The organism is Chryseobacterium bernardetii (assembly GCF_003815975.1).
Classification (GTDB): Bacteria; Bacteroidota; Bacteroidia; order Flavobacteriales; family Weeksellaceae; genus Chryseobacterium; species Chryseobacterium bernardetii.
The window spans coordinates 1,920,023-1,938,844 of the sequence record NZ_CP033932.1; the positions used below are offsets into that span (position 1 = coordinate 1,920,023).

Genomic DNA, 18,822 nt, shown 5'->3' on the forward strand with positions numbered 1-18,822 from the left:
CAATATCAAAGAAAGCTCTTTACCAGATCCATTTACCCTGTATACCATTATCTCCGATTCTTACTTCTGAATATCAGCAATTATAGATTACTTATTGCTATTACTTATCATTCATGCATTCTTCCTAGCCCCGATAGGAGCGGTTACCCCGCAACATGAACTGGAAAAGGAGCAGGGTCAGGCACGGTAAGCATGGGCGTGAGGAGTATGAGTGGATAGCGGGAGACAGCTCCTGAAAATAATTTCCAATAATTTAGTTAAGATTATTTCTATTTATAAAAATTAAAATAGAATAAATCTCTTAAAGCCCTTTTATTTATGTTGTAACTTTATTATATGAAAGAGCATATTGTGAGAGGGTTCAGATTTGAAACTTACAAAGCCCCAGAACTATCCGTATTTGATCGTTTACTGGAAATCTTTACTGATTTGTTAACCCACACTTCAGGTGATTTTGATGAAGCAATTGATTGGCTTCGGATGCTGGATGAAGAATATCAGCTTACTACTCCCGAATATACTATTGAGGATTTTATTGAGGATCTTAAAAAGAAAGGTTATATCCGTGAAGAAGTGGATCCTAATGGAGGAAATGGAATGCGTCTGAGTGCAAAAATGGAACAGAATATCCGTAAGCAGGCACTTAATCAAATATTCGGAAACCTTGGGAAAAGTGGTAACGGTAATCATAAAACAAATAAAAGCGGAACGGGAGAGGATGCTACAGGAGAATTCCGTAATTATAACTTTGGAGATCCGGTAGAAAAGATTTCTATTACGGAAAGTCTTAAGAATGCTCAAATCAATAACGGAATCGGAGATTTTCATCTTACTGAAGATGACTTAATTGTAGAAGACAGCATTCATCAGTCACAGATGAGTACTGTACTGATGATTGACATTAGCCATAGTATGATATTGTATGGTGAAGACCGCATTACTCCGGCCAAAAAAGTGGCAATGGCACTTGCGGAACTGATTACCACCCGTTATCCGAAAGATACTCTGGATATCATTGTTTTTGGAGACGATGCATGGCCTGTTAAAATTCAGGAACTGCCTTACCTGCAGGTTGGTCCTTATCATACCAATACAGTTGCTGGGCTTCAATTGGCAATGGATATTTTACGAAGAAAGAGAAATACCAATAAACAGATTTTCATGATTACCGACGGAAAACCAAGTTGTGTTCGTCAGGCTGATGGTACTTATTATATGAATTCTTACGGTTTGGATGAGTATGTTGTCCAGAAATGTTATAATATGGCATCTCAGGCAAGAAGGCTGCATATTCCGATCACTACTTTTATGATTGCACAGGATCCTTATCTGCAACGTTTCGTGAGTGAATTTACTGAAGCTAATCAAGGGAAAGCCTTTTATACGGGACTCAATGGATTAGGACATATGATTTTTGAGGATTATGAGACCAATCGTAAGAAAAAAATCCGTTAAAAAATTATTATTCATAAAATATATTTCAAAGTTTATAAAATCAGAATTTAAATAAAATGGCTGACAAACCCAATATAGAAACACTAGGTTCATTAAGAGCATCAGGATATATATCAAAAAATATAAAAGACGAATTAAGAGATAACTTAAAAAATAAAATTCGTAATAAAGAGTCTGTATTTGAGGGGATTTTCGGATATGAAAATACGGTTATTCCTCAATTAGAACATGCTATTCTAAGCCGGCATAACATTAATTTATTAGGGCTGAGAGGCCAGGCAAAAACCAGGCTGGCAAGGATGATGACCTCTTTGCTGGATGAGTGGATTCCTTTTATTGGAGGAAGCGAAATTAATGATGATCCATTTCATCCGATTTCACGGTATGCTAAGGAGTTAATTGAGTCTGAAGGTGATAATACGCCAATAGAATGGCTTCACCGTGATGAAAGGTTTTTTGAAAAGCTGGCTACTCCTGATGTGACTGTTGCCGATCTGATTGGTGATGTAGATCCTATTAAAGCCGCCAATCTTAAACTTTCCTATGCAGATGACCGTGTGATTCACTTTGGAATGATCCCGCGGGCAAACCGTTGTATTTTTGTAATTAATGAATTGCCGGACCTTCAGGCGAGAATTCAGGTTTCATTGTTTAATATTTTGCAGGAAGGTGATGTGCAGATCCGTGGATTTAAGGTGAGAATGCCTTTGGATATACAATTTGTTTTCACCGCAAACCCTGAAGATTATACCAACAGAGGAAGTATTGTGACTCCACTGAAAGACCGTATAGGATCCCAGATTTTGACTCATTATCCTGAAAATATCAATATTGCAAGAGAAATTACCAATTATGAATCCAGTTTAGACAGCCGTCAGAAAAATGGAATATATGTTCCTTCTTTAGCAAAGGATCTTTTGGAACAGATTGGTTTTGAGGCTCGTGAAAGTGAATATGTAGATTCAAAAAGCGGAGTAAGCGCACGTATGAGTATTACAGCTTTCGAAAACCTATTGAGTACAGCGGAACGCAGATCTTTACTAACAGGTGACAAATCAACTTCTGTAAGATTGAGCGATTTTGTGGGGATAATTCCAGCCATCACCGGAAAAGTGGAACTTGTTTATGAAGGAGAGCAGGAAGGAGCAGAAGCGGTTGCTCATTTATTAATTGATAATGCAATCAGAACTTTATTCACCTCCTATTTCCCGAAAGTGGAAAAACTGGAGAAAAAGAATGTTGATGGACCATTTAGCCAGATTACAGATTGGTTTTTGGAGGACGATGGTTTTTTAGAAATTACGGATGAATCCTCAGATGAATCTTATGCAAAATCTCTTAACAGGATTTATCCTCTTGATCACATCATTGAAAAGTATCAACCGGGTACTCAGCCTAAAGATATTTTATTCTTAAAAGAGTTTATTCTTTGGGGGTTGGCAGTTAATAAAAAGCTGAATAAGGAAAGATTCAGAACAGGAGTTTTCTTTTCTTAAATTCTCGAAACTCCAGGAGTATAAAACAAAAGATGTGGAAACTAATTCCACATCTTTTTATATTTTTAATCAAACAATTATCAAACCTGGATAACTCCTAAGTTAAATTTCTCTGTAATAGGTGCGTGGTTAGCTGCCTCTATTCCCATGGAAATCCATTTTCTTGTATCGGTTGGGTTAATAATGGCATCAGTCCATAATCTTGCGGCAGCATAGGTGGATTCGGTCTGTTTCTGATATTTCTTTGAAATACTATCCAATATCTGGTTGTGTTCTTCTTCAGAAATTTCTTTACCTTGTTTTTTCAATGTAGATTCCTGAATTTGCGCTAAAACTTTAGCAGCTTGGGCTCCGCCCATTACTGCAAGATCAGCCCAGGGCCAAGCTACAATAAGCCTAGGATCATAAGCTTTTCCACACATAGCATAATTTCCTGCTCCATAAGAATTCCCGGTAATAATGGTAAATTTAGGAACTACAGAATTAGAAACTGCATTTACCATTTTAGCCCCATCTTTAATGATTCCACCATGTTCTGATTTGGAGCCTACCATGAATCCGGTAACATCCTGTAGGAAGATCAACGGGATCTTTCTTTGGTTACAGTTGGCAATAAATCGGGTTGCTTTATCCGCAGAATCGGAATAGATTACTCCTCCAAACTGCATCTCTCCTTTACCGCTCTTCACTAATTTCCTTTGGTTGGCAACAATTCCTACAGACCAGCCGTCCACTCTTGCAGTGGCACAAATGATACTTTTTCCGTAGTCTGGCTTATATTCTTCATACTCGGAGTTATCCACAATACATTTAATGATTTCGTAAGTATCATACTGTTCTGCTCTGGAAACAGGCATGATTCCGAAGATATTATCAGGGTTTTCTTTTGGCGGAAAGCTGTCTATTCTGTCGAAGCCCGCTTTTTCAGTACTTCCGATAGACTTCATTATGTTTTTAATTCTGTCTAAGGCATCTTTATCATCCTTAGCTTTATAATCTGTAACTCCTGAAATAGAGCAATGGGTAGTTGCTCCTCCCAATGTTTCGTTATCAATGCTTTCACCAATTGCAGCTTTTACAAGATAGCTTCCTGCAAGGAAAATAGAACCTGTTTTATCCACAATCATCGCTTCATCACTCATGATAGGAAGATAAGCTCCTCCGGCAACACAACTGCCCATAACAGCAGAAATCTGAATGATTCCCATTGAGCTCATTTTAGCATTATTTCTGAAAATCCTTCCAAAATGTTCTTTATCAGGAAAAATCTCATCCTGCATTGGAAGATAAACTCCTGCGGAATCTACCAGATAAATGATAGGAAGCTTATTTTCCATAGAAATTTCCTGTGCTCTCAGATTTTTCTTTCCTGTAATTGGAAACCATGCTCCTGCTTTTACAGAAGCATCATTAGCTACCACAATACATTGTCTTCCGGAAACATATCCCATAACAACCACAACGCCTCCACTAGGGCAGCCTCCATGTTCTTCATACATTTCATAGCCCGCAAATGCTCCTATTTCTATGGAATCAGAATCTTTATCAAGAAGATAATCTATCCTTTCTCTTGCAGTCATTTTTCCTTCCTCACGGAGCTTTTGAAGTCTCTTTTCACCGCCTCCTTTTTTGATTTCGGCAAGCAAGCGATTTATCTCTGATAATTTTAATCTGTTCTGATCTTCTCGTTTGTTGAATTCGATGTCCATAGAATTTTCAATTTTTTACGCTTAAAGATACTATTTTTATGAGGAATATGAATGAGAAGTAAAACAGATGTTTAATAGTTTGGTTACTAGTAAATTGTGAAATTTTTAACTAAAAAATATTTTTAAATAATTTATATTTTTTCTAACTTTACATTAGAGTAACAGGGGGTGAAAACCTCTGATAAATACTCTGTTCCTAGTTTATTTTTTTAATAGTTTATTATTTGAAGGCCCTGAAAGTTTAACCAATTTTCAGGGTTTTTTTGTTATAATGAATAATAATTGATAAAAGATGAATAGGAATAAGATTCATGAAAGCATCCTTAATTTAAATGATCATTATTTTTTCGGATTATTTTATCTTTTTACTAATATTTGGGATGAGTATTTGTAAATTTGCATGTTAAAATTTTAGAGAAGGTAGGATATGCATAAATTAGCGCTTTTCAGGTTGCATTTAATAGTATTTTTATGGGGATTCACTGCAATTTTAGGAAAACTGATTCATGCCAATGCTCAGATCCTTGTATTTTACAGAATGCTGTTTGCGGCAATCTTTCTGTTTATATTCATCAGGATATATAAAAAAGAAAGCATCAGAGTTTCTAAAAAAATATTTTTTCAGCTGGCTGCAATAGGTTTTACCATGGCACTTCACTGGTACTGTTTTTTTTATTCTATCAAAGTCTCTAATGTTTCCATTGCATTGAGCTGTCTTTCATTATCTACGCTCTTTGCTTCAATTTTGGAACCCATTATCTTTAAAAGAAAGATCGATATCTCAGAAGTAGTGATGGGAGTTGTCATTGTAGCGTGCATTTTATTAATCTTTAAAACAGAGTTTCAATATAAGGAAGGCATTATATATGGCGTTCTTTGTGCTGTCTTTGGGACTATATTTTCTGTTTTTAATGGCAAAATGTTTGGAAAAACAAGTTCCGGGAACATTATATTTTATGAAATATTCTGTGGTTGGTTTATTTTAATGTTATTTTATTTGTTTTCCGGTCAAATTTTTCAAATGAATGAAATAAACTACCGTGATATAGCGTTAATATGCTTATTAGCCAGTGTTTTTACTGCTTTTCCGATGCTGGAATCAGTAAGTTTAATGAAGTATATATCTCCTTTTACTCTAATTTTAACAGTTAATTTGGAACCTGTTTACGGAATTATACTAGCTTTTTTTATCTTTGGGGAATCAGAACATATGAGCCCTATATTTTATATTGCTTCAGGAGTTATGATACTGGCAATCATTGCCAATGGATTAATTAAGGCCAGGAAAACTAAAAACTTTAACTAGCATCAATTTTATATGATGAAAAAATATTTTTTACTTGCATTTTCACTGCTCTATGGGCTGTCTCAATCTCAGATTATCAGGAAATATTCCAATGAATTCTTAAATATTGGAGCCGGAGCCCGAGGACTGGCGATGGGAGGTGCTGTAATATCCAATCAGGATGATGTGTATTCTCCAATGTGGAACCCGGCTGGTTTAATGGCTATTGAAAAAGACTGGCAGGGAGCTGCAATGCACGCAGAATATTTTGAATCTATAGCAAAATATGATTATTTAGCTTATGCCAGAGTAATGGAAGAAGGCGTTTTTGGTGTTTCTGTAGTAAGACTTGGGGTAGATAATATCTTGAATACTACCCAGATGATTGATTCTGAAGGGAATATTGATTATGATAAAATTACAAAATTCTCACAGTCTGATTATGCAGCCATCCTATCCTATGCATTCCGTCCCGGAGGAAATCCGAATCTTGATGTGGGGGTGAATGCTAAGATTGTGTATAGAAATGTAGGTAAATTTGCAAATGGTTATGGGTTTGGTTTTGATGTAGGTGCTATTTATAAAGGTGAGAACGGATGGAAATTCGGAGGAATGGTAAGAGATATTACCACTACTGTTAACTTTTGGAGTATTAACCAGAAAGAGTTATCAACAGTGGTGAATGGCGAAGAATTCAACCCGGCACCAAAAGATAAAATGGAACTTACAATGCCTAAGCTTAATGTGGGAGCAAGTAAGTTATTTGAAATCAACAGCAGTGTTTATGTATTGCCGGAAGCTGGAATCAATGTAGATTTTGCAAAGACAGCCTCTTTGATTTCAACTGATTTTGCAAGTATCAGTCCCTATGCCGGTGCTGAATTAGGCTATCAGAAAATGATTTTTGTGAGATTAGGGATCAACAGGTTCCAGTCTATTACAGATATAGAAGATTTAAAAAGAAAAGTTTCTTTCCAGCCAAGTGCAGGGATTGGAATCAGGTATAGAGGACTTACCCTGGATTATGCAATTACAAATTCAGGTATTGGCGGCTCTAATTTCTACTCTAATTTCTTTTCCCTTAAACTGGATATGGGAGCATTCAGAAATGATTAAAATGAAGGATATGAAAAAATTATCAATATTAATGTTGGCAATTTGCTCAACAGCAATTTTCGGACAGAAAGTTTCAGATTATAAATATGTATTGATTCCTGAGAAGTTTGAAAGCTTCAAAGGAAATAGTTATGGATTGGAAGAAACATTGGCAAAAGCGCTAAAAAATAAAAAGTATGAAGTTTTGCCGGCAAATATCGATCAATGGCCATCTGAAGCTAGGGATAATTCTTGTAATGTCGTAAAAGCCGACGTACTGAATGTAAAAAGTATGTTTAAAAATAAATTAATGCTAGTTGTAAAAGACTGTAATAATAAGGTCCTTCTTGAATCTAATGGAAGTTCTAGCATTAAAGAATTTGAAGAAGGTCTTGCAGATGCTTTAAAAATGGCCTTAATAAATGTTGGTAACTCTAATCCTGTTGCCATGCAGCCTGCAAAGAATCATGCTTCAATGACTTCTACGACAATTGCCGGCAATACTGCTCAGAGTTCTGTTTCGGAAACAGCTGTGAGTGTTCCGGCTACGGGTTCATCCACAGGAAATTATTCTAACGGGAAAATTGATGTACAGAAGATACAAATTGATGCCAATCAGTTTATCCTTGCAAAATCCGGAAGTTCTGTACCGTTTGCTATCTTTAAAACAACTTCAAAAAAAGATGTATTCCTCGTGAAGCTTTCTGATAATACTACTACGATTGGTTATTTTGAAAATGGAAATATTGTAATTGATATTCAACAGGCAGACGGAAGATCCTCTAAGGAGATTTTCACGCAAAAATAACTCTGTTTACTTAAAATAAAACTAAAATAAGCTCTTGAAAAAGAGCTTATTTTTTTGGAAATATATTGATGTGTTTTTCTTTTTGTGTAATCAGTCCTACTAACCTAGAGTATCATTTATAAAATATTGGGAAAAAGATAAAATAGTGCAGAATATTAATAAGTACACATGGTAATGCATTATCATTTGCAGAATGAGTGTTTTTTCATGGTATTATTATTTTTGATTAACAAGACTAATTTATGAAAAAAATATATATAATGCTATTATTTATTAAATATTTTAAATATACTTAATTTTTATTAGTTTTAATTCGGTTTTTGTGGTTGTTTTTGTATAATTTGTCTCTTTTTGAGAGAATAAGTTTAAAATTAAAATTTTATAAGAAAAGTTCATTTATTTGTGAAAAATAAATTGGATGTTTAAATGGGATTATGCGTTATTATTGAAAAATTCCCAAATAATCTTTGCCTTGCTTTTACCTAAAATTTCTTCTAATGTTTCCTGATTGGCTTCTTTGATTCTTTTTACAGACTTAAGTTTAGACAACAGTAATTCGATGGTTTTTTCTCCCACACCTGGAATCTCTTCCAATTCAGATTTTATAGTGGAATTTTTTCTTCTTGTTCTGTGATGTTTAACCCCAAATCGGTGAGCTTCATCCCTTACTCTTTGCAGGATCTTCAAAGTTTCAGATTTTTTATCAAGATATAAGGGAATAGGATCTTCCGGGAAGAAAATCTCCTCCAGTCTTTTAGCGATTCCTACAATCGTAATTTTTCCGTATAATCCCAATAACCTAAGACTTTTAACTGCAGAAGACAATTGCCCTTTTCCGCCATCAATAAGGATCAGCTGCGGCAGACTTTCCCCTTCATCCAGCATTCTTTTATACCGGCGATAAATGACTTCTTCCATCGTTGCAAAGTCGTTGGGTCCTTCTACTGTTTTAGGATGGAAAATTCTATAGTCTGCTTTGCTGGGCTTCCCATCTTTAAAAACAACACAGGCAGAAACAGGATTGGTTCCCTGAATGTTCGAGTTGTCAAATCCTTCAATATGACGTGGCTCTACAGGCATTCTGAGAAGTTTCTGCATTTCAGCCATAATTCTGTTGGTATGCCTTTCAGGATCTACAATCTGTACCTGCTTTAGTTTTTCCAGACGGTATTCTTTCGCATTTTTCTCTGAAAGCTCCACGATTCTTTTTTTATCTCCAACTTTAGGAACAATAAGCTTAACGTTTGGAATTTCTACAGACAAATGGAAAGGTAATAATACTTCTTTCGAATCAGAACCAAACTTCTGTCTGATTTCAATTAACGCCTCTTCCATAATATCTTCATCAGTCTCTTCAAGAATCTTTTTAATCTCTGTAGTAAAACTCTGAATGATATTTCCGTTCCTTATTTTAAAGAAGTTAACATAGGCTGCCGTCTCATCACTGGTCATACCGAAAACGTCTACATCATCAATATTGGGATTCACCACGGTATTTTTAGCCTGGTAATCTTCCAGGATATCCAGTCTTTCCTTAATGATCTGAGCCTCTTCAAACTGAAGATTAGAGGCATGCTTCATCATCTGATTCACCAGATAATCCTTTGCTTTCCGGAAATCTCCTTTAATAATCCCACGGATGGCATCTATCTTCTCGTCATATTCTTCTTTACTTTCAAGATCTTCACAAGGACCTTCACAGTTTTTAATATGATATTCCAGGCATACTTTATATTTTCCGTCTGCAATTTTAGCAGGCGAAAGATTCAGGTTGCAGGTTCTGAGTTTATAAATATGTTTGATGGTATCCAACAAAATCTTTGCAGGACGTACCTTTGCATAAGGCCCATAATATTCCGAGCCATCTTTAATAACATTTCTGGTTAGGAAGATTCTGGGAAAATCTTCATTTTTAATACAGATCCAGGGGTAGGTTTTGTCATCCTTCAGCATGACATTATAAAACGGCTGATGTTCTTTAATCAGGTTGTTTTCCAGTAAAAGAGCATCATATTCACTGTTCACAATGGTAGTTTCCAGACGCTGGATTTTACTGACCATGATCTTGATCCTGTAACCGGAAAGATTTTTATTGAAGTAGGAAAGAACCCTTTTCTTTAAATTTTTAGCTTTCCCCACATACAATAGCTGCTCGTTTTTATCATAATAACGATAAACACCAGGTTCGGAAGGTAAAGTTTTGAGCTGTAGTTCTAAAGAAGGATTCATATAACAAAATTAAGGAATCTTTCCATTTAAAAACAAAAAACCTGCAGATGATTCTACAGGTTCTGATATTGGATTGAATATTTTATCTTTGGCTCATATCAGTATATTGATATATTAAAAAGCTGAGATAATTCCATTCTACAGAATTTTTTGGATACTTTTTCATGAAATCAGCATTATCTCCAAACAGAAAGTCATAATTGTCCTCAAAATCATCTTTGTGCAGCCAAATAACCTTATCTCCTTTCCTTACATAATATGATTTGATAACACCACCACCAAATGCAGGAGCGCCAGTAAAACCAGTACTCATGGTTTCTGAAGCGTATGGGTCATGGTAAACAGTTATAAATTCATTAAATTCAGGATTAATGACCTGCATTAAAAAAGCTTTGGGCTCTTTCTTATTTTTTAAAGAAACAATCTGGTTTTCATAGGGGATTGCATCGTCTGTTATTGATTTTCTGTATTTTTTAGTGCTGTAATTTCTCATGTTTGAAATAAACTTTCCTGCTTTCATAGCTTTTTCTGTCTCTGTTGCATACAAGTACATCTCAGCAATATCTGCTGCTGCAAATTTCATAGGCTTTCCTGAATCAACATCTTCAATGGTAATGGAAAGAATCTGTCCTCTTTCCCTTTCCCATGATTTACTATAGCCTTGATGTTCGGTATTGTCCTTTAAAATAATGGTGGAAACTTTTTTGTCTGTTGCACTATTGAACCCTTCATTAAAGAAATAACGGTTCATTTCTTTCTTTTCTTCCTTAGAATATTTCACTTTTTGAGCAAAAGTGGCTGTTCCTGCAACACATAATGTAAGCAGTAAAGTTTTCAGTCTCATGGATTATAGTTTTTAATATTGGCGGTAAAAATAGCAAATTAATTCACTTCTTCTGATAAAAAGATGGAACCGTGAAAATTAGTTTCTCCAATTATTGTTAAATGCGTAATTTTAAGGAAATTTTTTAGAAATGATATACGGAGTAGATGTTTTTACTTTCCATGATGTTCTGGAAATATGTAAAAAACCTAATAAAGCCAAACTGAATAAGGCGGCCAAAGACCAAATTTTAAAATCCCAGAAAAACGTACAGCAAATTGTAGAATCCGACAGATGTGTATATGGAATCAATACAGGGTTCGGGCCACTGTGCGATACTAAAATATCAGCCGATGAAACCGCTCAGTTACAGTATAACCTGATTATTTCCCATGCAGTGGGAGTAGGAAAGCCTATAGAAAAAGAACTTTCCAAAATCATGATGATTGCTAAAGTTCATGCTTTATCAAAAGGATTTTCAGGAGTTTCTCTAGAGGTTATTGAGAGAATGATCCTGATGCTGGAAAAGGATATTATTCCGGTAGTTCCAGAGCAGGGTTCTGTGGGAGCATCCGGTGATCTGGCGCCTCTTGCTCATCTTGTATTGCCTTTGCTAGGGCTTGGACAGGTTTGGGAAGGTGATAAGGTTTCTGATACTATGGAAGTATTGGAAAAACATAATCTTGAACCATTAGTCCTTGGGCCAAAAGAAGGGTTAGGATTAATTAACGGAACACAGTTTATTCTGGCTCATGCTATCAAAGGGTTAGAGAAATTTGAATATCTGTTAGATCTTGCAGATATGACAGCTGCAATGAGTATTGAAGCATACAGAGGCTCCGCAAGTCCGTTCAAAAAAGAACTTCATGAGATCAGACCTTTCGAAGGCAGTAAAAAAGTAGCGGCAAGAATGCTTAAGTTCCTTAAAGGATCAGAGAATATGAAAGCTCACGAAGACTGTGAGAGAGTTCAGGATCCTTATTCCATGAGATGCGTTCCACAGGTTCACGGTGCAAGTAGAAATGCATTTGAGCATCTTAAAAATATGGCAGAAACAGAATTGAATTCTGTGACAGATAACCCAATTGTATTAAGCGCAGAAGAATCTATCTCCGGAGGAAACTTCCACGGGCAGCTTATGGCCTTACCATTAGATTATGCAACCCTTGCAGCTGCTGAATTAGGAAATATTTCAGACAGAAGAAGCTACTTGTTATTAGAAGGAAAATATGGACTTCCAAGATTATTAACGGAAAGTTCAGGATTGAATTCCGGATTTATGATTCCTCAGTATACTTCTGCCGCGTTAGTAACAGAGAATAAAACATTATGCTTCCCGGCTTCTGCAGATTCTATTCCTACAAGTTTAGGACAGGAAGATCATGTTTCTATGGGAAGTATTTCAGGAAGAAAGTTTAATCAGGTTCTTGGAAATCTGGTTAATATCTTATCTGTTGAATTAATGTTTGCAGCTCAGGGACTTGAGTTCAGAAGACCAGCAAAATGTTCTAAGATCATTGAAGAAAACTTTACCATTCTTCGTTCTAAGGTTGCGAAACTGGAAGACGACAGATTGATCGGACAGGATATGCTTGCCATTGCAGAGCTTATCAAAGAAAGAAAGTTTATTGTAAACTGATCTTATAAAATGAAGGCTTCCGGAAGGAGGCCTTTTTGTTACAAAATATTTTAATATCATTATTATGACTATACATAGAACCGATTCTCATTCTTCAGATTTTAAAAACCTTGTGAGATCTCTTGATGCTACTTTAGCTCACCATAATGGAGATAACGATGATTTCTTTGCTCAGTTTAACAAAATTGATACCATTAAAAACTGTATTGTTGCTTACATTGATGAAGTTCCGGCAGCATGTGGGGCTTTCAAAGAACTATCTGAAGATACCGTTGAAATTAAAAGAATGTTTACCAATCCTGAGTTCAGAAAAAGAGGATTAGGCTCTTCCATTGTAGGAGAACTTGAAAACTGGGCAAAGGAATTGGGATATAAAAAAGCAGTCCTTGAGACCTCTAAAGACCTTACGAATGCTATTTCCGTTTATGAAAAAAGCGGGTTTCAAAGAATTCCTAATTATGGGCAGTATGTTGGTGTGGACAGCAGTGTATGTTTTGAGAAGAGATTAATATGAGGTTAGCTGATAGAAGCCTATTAATATTCATATAATGCTAAATTCATTTTTTTAAACTTTTAATTCTCCTGAAAGTGTTATATTGTGGCTCCAACCAAAATTATAACATATGAAAAAAACTGTATTTTTCCTGGCATTATTTTTTGCCTTAAATTCCTGTACACAGGAAGAACTTCGTAATGAGAATTCAAACATTGAAATGTCCCAGAAAAATCCGTTAACAGAAAAATAGATCAATGAAAGGATCAATCAGGCCATAAAAAATGAAGGAACTTTCAATTGGAAGAATGAATCTGATTATTTTCTTTGGAGCGCTGTTTTCCGTGGCAACAGAATGGTATCTATTGGATTTGGCTCCTCAAAAGATGATTTTGACAGAAGCAAATCTCCTGATAACAAAAATATGGAGGAGGAGATTTTAAATGTTATTGCAAAATCTGAAGGAAAAGGATCTGCAAGATTTTTATTAAATTCCGACAAGTATCTAAACCAAATGGATGTTACCATCGAAAAGGAAGAAACGATAACGGCTCTTCGTCAGATGAAAACCATCCGCTATGTAGAACCTGCAGATTATCATTATTTTGAAAATGAAGCTAAATACAATACCACAGCAAAATCTTCTGGCAGTGGCTCTTCAGGATGCGGCTTCTCCACAGCTACTTTAAGTGCGGTAGATTATACATCCACAACACCAAGTGCAAAAATTCCATGGGCATTTACCAAACATAATATTCCTGATGCCTGGAGCTACAGTACAGGAGCGGGAGTAACCATTGGCCTCATTGATACCGGAGTTTCCCCGGATCAGACTTTATTGGGATCAAGTTTTAATAATGGAGCATCCTCAGGAAGAACGATCAGTAAATTTGGAGTTTATAATGCTGACGGCTCTGCAGATCAGTGCGGGCATGGTACTAAAATGGCTTCTGTAATGGCTGCCCCTAGAAATAATGCCGGGCTTCCGGTAGGAGTAGCTTATAATGCTAATCTCATTGCTTACCGTGCTGCAGAAAATGTTGTTTTGGAAACTTCCAGCGAACAAAACGGAGTGAAGACTGCTTTTACAGAATTAGGGAATAATACCAGTGTAAAGATCATTTCTATGTCTATGGGACATATTTTTTCAGTAGGAAAAATTGAAGATGGAGTGAAATATGCTTATGCCCGGGGAAAACTGATTTTCTGTGCAGGCGGCACCTCTACCAGCTTTACCAATTTTGTAGGTGTTATTTTCCCTGCTTCAATGTCTGAAACTCAGGCTATAACAGGAGTGAAGGAAGGTACTTCCAACCAGAAATGTGATGTTTGCCACTCCGGAAGCCAGATTGATTTTACTTTTCAGATGGAAAGAGCGTCAGGAAATACAGTTCCGGTTTTAAGTTATTATAACGGACAGGCAGATTATGTAGGAGGATCTTCTGTAGCAACAGCTGCCACGGCCGGAATTGCTGCTTTGGTCTGGGCTAAAAATCCATCATGGACCAGAGATCAGGTGCTTAATAAAATGAGGCAGTCAGCCACGTATTATCCTACAGCCAATTCAAGTTATGGTTATGGAAACATTAATGTTCTAAAAGCAGTACAATAAATAATACGACTATAAAATAAAAGGAAACATCCCAGCTGAGGTGTTTCCTTTTTTATTATAATATTATCCGATTCTTACACTAGTCATACTCAGCGAACCTCCTATAAGCTCATCATTAAACAGTGTTAATTCTTCAGCCTTGTCTTTTAATCCTAAAGTATAAATTAAAGGAAGGTAGTGGTCCGGAGTAGGAACTGCATATTGCAGAGAGGTACCCTGTTTCTGATAATCAATAATATTCTGGAAATTACCATCCAGAAGCCAGTTATTAGTTTTTTCACGGGCTTCGATTGCCCAGTCCCAGCCAGCACCAACAGTATTGATGTTTTTCCAGTCGATCATACGTAGGTTATGAACAATATTTCCGCTGCCTATGATCAGAATCCCTTTCTCACGAAGTTTATTCAGTCTTTTGGCAAGGTCATAATGATATTGTGGAGGTTTCGTATAATCAATACTTAATTGAATAACGGGAATATCTGCATCAGGATACAAATGCCTGATGACAGACCACGTACCATGGTCCAATCCCCAGTTATGATCTTCCTCCACTTCTACCGGAAGTAAAAGTTCAGCAGTTTCCCTGGCAAGTTCGGGACTGCCGGGAGCGGGATATTGTACTTCAAACAATTCCTTAGGAAATCCATAAAAATCGTGGATTGTTTTGGGCATTTCCATCGCAGTAACCAAAGTTCCCTGGGTATACCAATGCGCAGAAATACATAGAATTGCATTAGGCCTTGGAATTTCACTTGCGATTTTTCGGAATCCCTGTACAAATTGATTTTCTTCAATAGCATTCATCGGCGAACCATGTCCAAGGAATAAAACCGGCATTCGCTGTGTGGTATTGAAATTTTCACTTATATTTTGAAGATCGTTGAGGTTCATAATACTTGCATATTGATAAAAAATAAAAGGTTCAAGGTTTTTTAGTAAAATCCCTGAACCTTTTAAAAAGTATGTTATAAATTAAGCTTGTTTTACAAACTGTAATTCACCAGCGATTTTTACATCATCACTTACCATTACACCGCCTGCTTCAAGAGCTGCGTTCCAGTTCAATCCGAAATCTTTTCTGCTGATTTTCCCTTCAAAAGAGAAACCTGCTTTTGTATTTCCCCATGGGTCAACGTTAATTCCACCGAAGTCTACATCTAATGTTACAGGTTTTGTAATTCCGTTGATGGTAAGGTTTCCAACCACTTCATTGTTCAGGTTCTGAGATTCAAAAGTAATAGTTGGATGAGCTTCAGCATTGAAGAATTCTGCAGATTTCAAGTGATTATCTCTGTCAGTATTATTAGTGAACACAGAATCTGTCTGGATGGTAGCAGTAGTTTTAGCGTTTGCAAAGAACTCATCTTCAGATTCAATTTCAGCAGTGAAAGTTCTGAAGCTTCCTTTTACGTTAGAAATCATCATGTGTTTTACTTTGAAAGTAATTTCACTATGCGTTGGGTCTAAGGTCCATTTTGTTGCCATTGTAATTTTGTATTTTTTGTTATTATTAATGATGCAAATTTAGAACAGAGAGCATATACGAGTCATTGATATAGGATAAGAAATGAAATTGTTTACATTGAATTATAGAATTACCTTTACCTTCAATTAAAATCTTTACGTCTTAAAAACGTATTCCTTAAATAAATTTTGTGCCCTTACATTTCTCCAACCAGACCTACAAAATTCTACCATTAAGTTAAGAAATATTTCTTATAGATGAATTAATTCCATTTTATGAATGTTTTATTTTAACGTTTCTTAACGGTTGGTTTTTATTTCTTATTTTTGATGGATTCAATTTTATACAATGAAATTACATAAATTTTCTTTATTGATGCTTGTTTTGGGTAGTTCAGTATTTGCCCAGACACAGAAGTTTACGATGGCGGAGGCTGTAAATGGAATGAGAACTAACCTGGCTGTGAAAAATATATCGCATTTTTCATGGTCTGCGGACGGTAAATCCTATATACAGGCTGTAAAAGGAGGATATCTGGCTACAGATTTAAAAACAAATAAACAGGATACTTTGATATCTCTGACACAGTTGAACAGACATTTCGCAGATAGCAAGCTGAAATCTGTTCCCCCTATTAAGTTTACAGGAAAATCTGATGGCTATTTCAATACAAACGGGAAAATGTTCTGGATTGAAAAATCAGGAAGCGACTGGAAAGTAAAGAATTCAACAGTTATAGATCAGGATGCTGCTAACGTAAAAATGTTTGGTGACGGACAAACTTTTGCCTTTACAGCAAAGAATAATTTATTTGTAAATAGAAATGGGAAAACCATAGCGGTAACCAATGAAGCTAATGAGAATATCATCAGCGGGCAGGCCGTTCACAGAAATGAATTCGGAATTGATACCGGTATTTTCCCCGCACCTAATTCTGAAAGTGTGGCATTCTATAAAATGGATCAGACCATGGTGGCAGACTATCCGGTCATCGATTGGTCTGTAACTCCTGCTGTTAACCATAACATCAAATATCCAATGGCAGGGCAAACGTCTCATCAGGTAACACTGGGTGTTTTTAACATGAAAACACAGGAAACAACTTTCCTGAAGATTGATGGTGAAAAAGACCAGTATCTTACAGCAGTTACATGGAGCCCGGATTCAAAATATATTTTTGTAGCAGTATTGAACAGAGGACAGAATCATATGAAGATGAACCAATATGATGCTGCTACCGGAACATTGGTAAAGACCTTATTTGAAGAAACAGACAGTAAATATGTAGAGCCTCAGCATCCGCTTACTTTCTTCCCGAATTCAAATACGGATTTCATCTGGCAAAGCCAGAGAACTGGATATAATCACTTGTTCCACTATAATCTTGAAAAAGGATTGATAGCTCAGATCACCAAGGGAGACTGGCTGGTAACTGAAATTTTAGGATTTAATGACAAGAAAAAAGAAATCTACTTTACTTCTACCAAAGAAACTCCTTTGGAAAGACATTTATATAAGATCAACTGGACGAACTATAAAATGCAGAGACTAGATACTGCAGAAGGCATGCACACCGGGGTTCTGAGCAGTGACGGAAACTATATCTATGATGCTTACAGTAATGCAAACATTCCTAGAGCAGGAAATATTATTAATACTTCAAGTTTAAAAGCAACCCCTCTTTTTAATTCTGAAAACCCTTTAAAGAATTATCAGAGACCGGAAATTAAAAATGTAGAATTAAAGGCTGATGACGGAACTCCTTTATATGGAAAGATCATCTTACCAACAAATTTTGATCCAAACAAAAAATATCCAACCATAGTTTATCTGTACAACGGACCACACTTACAGCTGATCACAAACAGTTTCCCGGCCTCAGGAAACCTTTGGTATGAATATATGGCCCAGAATGGGTACATCATCTTCACAATGGACGGAAGAGGTTCTGCCAACCGTGGAATGAAGTTTGAACAGGCTGTTTTCAGAAATCTTGGAACAACGGAAATGAACGACCAGATGAAGGGAGTGGATTATCTGAAATCTCTTCCTTATGTAGATGCTGACCGAATGGGAATCCACGGATGGAGCTTTGGTGGATTTATGACAACAAGTTTCATGCTTCGCAAACCGGATGTATTCAAAGTGGGAGTTGCAGGAGGACCGGTAATAGACTGGAGTATGTATGAAATTATGTACGGAGAAAGATATATGGATACTCCGCAGGAAAACCCACAAGGGTATGCAGCGGCTAATCTTTTGGATAAAGTGCAAAACCTGAAAGGAAAGCTATTGATGATCCACGGAGCACAGGATGATGTGGTGGTGTGGCAGCATTCTATTAAATTTATCAAATCGGCAGTGGATAATGGAGTTCAGTTAGATTACTTTGCTTATCCGGGACATCCGCATAATGTAATCGGAAAAGACAGAGTTCACCTGATGCAGAAAATCACAGATTACTTTGATCAGTATCTGAAGAAATAATATCAAAATCCAACCATTGCGGTTGGATTTTTTGTTGATTAGTTCTTGTGGAAAACACAAGAGCGCAAAGGCAATAAAAGGCATGCAGTTTTAAGGCGCAGGAAAATCAAAGATTTTCAGCAGAAGTTATGCTGACTTTTTGCGCCTTAAAAACAGTACCACATTAAACTTTCTTTTGCGCCCTTGCGTGTTTTCCAATATTATTAAAAATTCATCTCTCTTTAAA

16 protein-coding genes are annotated in these 18,822 nt (G+C 36.2%); 11 read left to right on the forward strand and 5 right to left on the reverse strand.

The genetic code is table 11. The features are described 5' to 3' along the window. Window positions 1–336: 336 nt before the first annotated feature. Together EG339_RS08830 and EG339_RS08835 are read left to right on the forward strand one after the other, a co-directional pair. Window positions 337–1,455 (forward strand): vWA domain-containing protein, encoded by a 1,119-nt coding sequence (locus tag EG339_RS08830; protein WP_123869862.1) that lies wholly within the window; start codon window positions 337–339, stop codon window positions 1,453–1,455. A 56-nt stretch (window positions 1,456–1,511) separates the two neighbouring features. Next, window positions 1,512–2,951: an AAA family ATPase gene (locus tag EG339_RS08835; RefSeq protein WP_123869863.1), complete on the forward strand. Its 1,440-nt coding sequence runs from the start codon at window positions 1,512–1,514 to the stop codon at window positions 2,949–2,951. Window positions 2,952–3,031: 80 nt separating this feature from the next. Here EG339_RS08835 and EG339_RS08840 read toward each other — a convergent pair whose 3' ends face one another. Beyond that, window positions 3,032–4,660: an acyl-CoA carboxylase subunit beta gene (locus EG339_RS08840; protein ID WP_123869864.1), complete on the reverse strand. Its 1,629-nt coding sequence runs from the start codon at window positions 4,658–4,660 to the stop codon at window positions 3,032–3,034. Window positions 4,661–5,087: 427 nt separating this feature from the next. Here EG339_RS08840 and EG339_RS08845 point away from each other — a divergent pair, with 427 nt between their 5' ends. Genes EG339_RS08845 through EG339_RS08855 form a run of 3 tightly spaced genes read left to right on the forward strand, consistent with a single transcriptional unit; the run spans window position 5,088 to window position 7,848 of the window. Beyond that, entirely contained in the window at window positions 5,088–5,966 is an 879-nt protein-coding gene (locus EG339_RS08845) for a DMT family transporter (protein WP_123869865.1), read from the forward strand. Window positions 5,967–5,978: 12 nt separating this feature from the next. Next, window positions 5,979–7,061 carry a putative type IX sorting system protein PorV2 gene (locus EG339_RS08850; protein ID WP_066698163.1) on the forward strand — a complete coding sequence of 361 codons (1,083 nt, stop codon included), beginning with the start codon at window positions 5,979–5,981 and terminating at the stop codon, window positions 7,059–7,061. A gap of 10 nt (window positions 7,062–7,071) precedes the next feature. Next, a complete protein-coding gene (locus EG339_RS08855; RefSeq protein ID WP_228458857.1) occupies window positions 7,072–7,848 on the forward strand; it encodes a hypothetical protein in 777 nt (258 codons plus the stop codon). 432 nt (window positions 7,849–8,280) lie between these two features. Here EG339_RS08855 and uvrC read toward each other — a convergent pair whose 3' ends face one another. Both uvrC and EG339_RS08865 read right to left on the reverse strand, forming a co-directional pair. Beyond that, window positions 8,281–10,077: an excinuclease ABC subunit UvrC gene (uvrC, locus tag EG339_RS08860; protein ID WP_123869867.1), complete on the reverse strand. Its 1,797-nt coding sequence runs from the start codon at window positions 10,075–10,077 to the stop codon at window positions 8,281–8,283. Between the two features lie 82 nt (window positions 10,078–10,159). Next, entirely contained in the window at window positions 10,160–10,921 is a 762-nt protein-coding gene (locus EG339_RS08865) for a hypothetical protein (protein WP_123869868.1), read from the reverse strand. Window positions 10,922–11,051: 130 nt separating this feature from the next. Between EG339_RS08865 and hutH the strand changes: the two genes are divergently transcribed. The 5 genes from hutH to EG339_RS08880 all read left to right on the forward strand — a co-directional run bounded on the left by hutH (window position 11,052) and on the right by EG339_RS08880 (window position 14,644). Further along, a complete protein-coding gene (hutH, locus tag EG339_RS08870; protein WP_123869869.1) occupies window positions 11,052–12,539 on the forward strand; it encodes a histidine ammonia-lyase in 1,488 nt (495 codons plus the stop codon). Between the two features lie 64 nt (window positions 12,540–12,603). Beyond that, complete coding sequence (locus EG339_RS08875) at window positions 12,604–13,053, forward strand: GNAT family N-acetyltransferase (RefSeq protein ID WP_123869870.1); 450 nt, start codon at window positions 12,604–12,606, stop codon at window positions 13,051–13,053. A gap of 109 nt (window positions 13,054–13,162) precedes the next feature. Next, window positions 13,163–13,285 carry a hypothetical protein gene (locus EG339_RS24630; RefSeq protein ID WP_262706911.1) on the forward strand — a complete coding sequence of 41 codons (123 nt, stop codon included), beginning with the start codon at window positions 13,163–13,165 and terminating at the stop codon, window positions 13,283–13,285. A 31-nt stretch (window positions 13,286–13,316) separates the two neighbouring features. After that, the gene (locus EG339_RS24495) at window positions 13,317–13,475 is read left to right on the forward strand and encodes a hypothetical protein (protein ID WP_228459730.1); all 159 of its coding nucleotides are present in this window, start codon (window positions 13,317–13,319) and stop codon (window positions 13,473–13,475) included. Then, window positions 13,457–14,644, forward strand: coding sequence for a S8 family peptidase (locus EG339_RS08880; RefSeq protein ID WP_228459731.1), 1,188 nt, complete (start codon window positions 13,457–13,459; stop codon window positions 14,642–14,644). The genes EG339_RS24495 and EG339_RS08880 overlap by 19 nt, the downstream gene beginning before the upstream one ends. Before the next feature lie 63 nt (window positions 14,645–14,707). On the opposite strand, the gene ygiD is transcribed toward EG339_RS08880, so the two are convergent. After that, the gene (gene ygiD / locus EG339_RS08885) at window positions 14,708–15,535 is read right to left on the reverse strand and encodes a 4,5-DOPA-extradiol-dioxygenase (RefSeq protein WP_123869871.1); all 828 of its coding nucleotides are present in this window, start codon (window positions 15,533–15,535) and stop codon (window positions 14,708–14,710) included. Window positions 15,536–15,616: 81 nt separating this feature from the next. Then, window positions 15,617–16,129, reverse strand: coding sequence for a YceI family protein (locus EG339_RS08890; protein WP_123869872.1), 513 nt, complete (start codon window positions 16,127–16,129; stop codon window positions 15,617–15,619). A 328-nt stretch (window positions 16,130–16,457) separates the two neighbouring features. On the opposite strand from EG339_RS08890, the gene EG339_RS08895 reads away from it, so the two are divergent. Beyond that, a complete protein-coding gene (locus EG339_RS08895; protein ID WP_123869873.1) occupies window positions 16,458–18,596 on the forward strand; it encodes a S9 family peptidase in 2,139 nt (712 codons plus the stop codon). Window positions 18,597–18,822 lie beyond the last annotated feature (226 nt).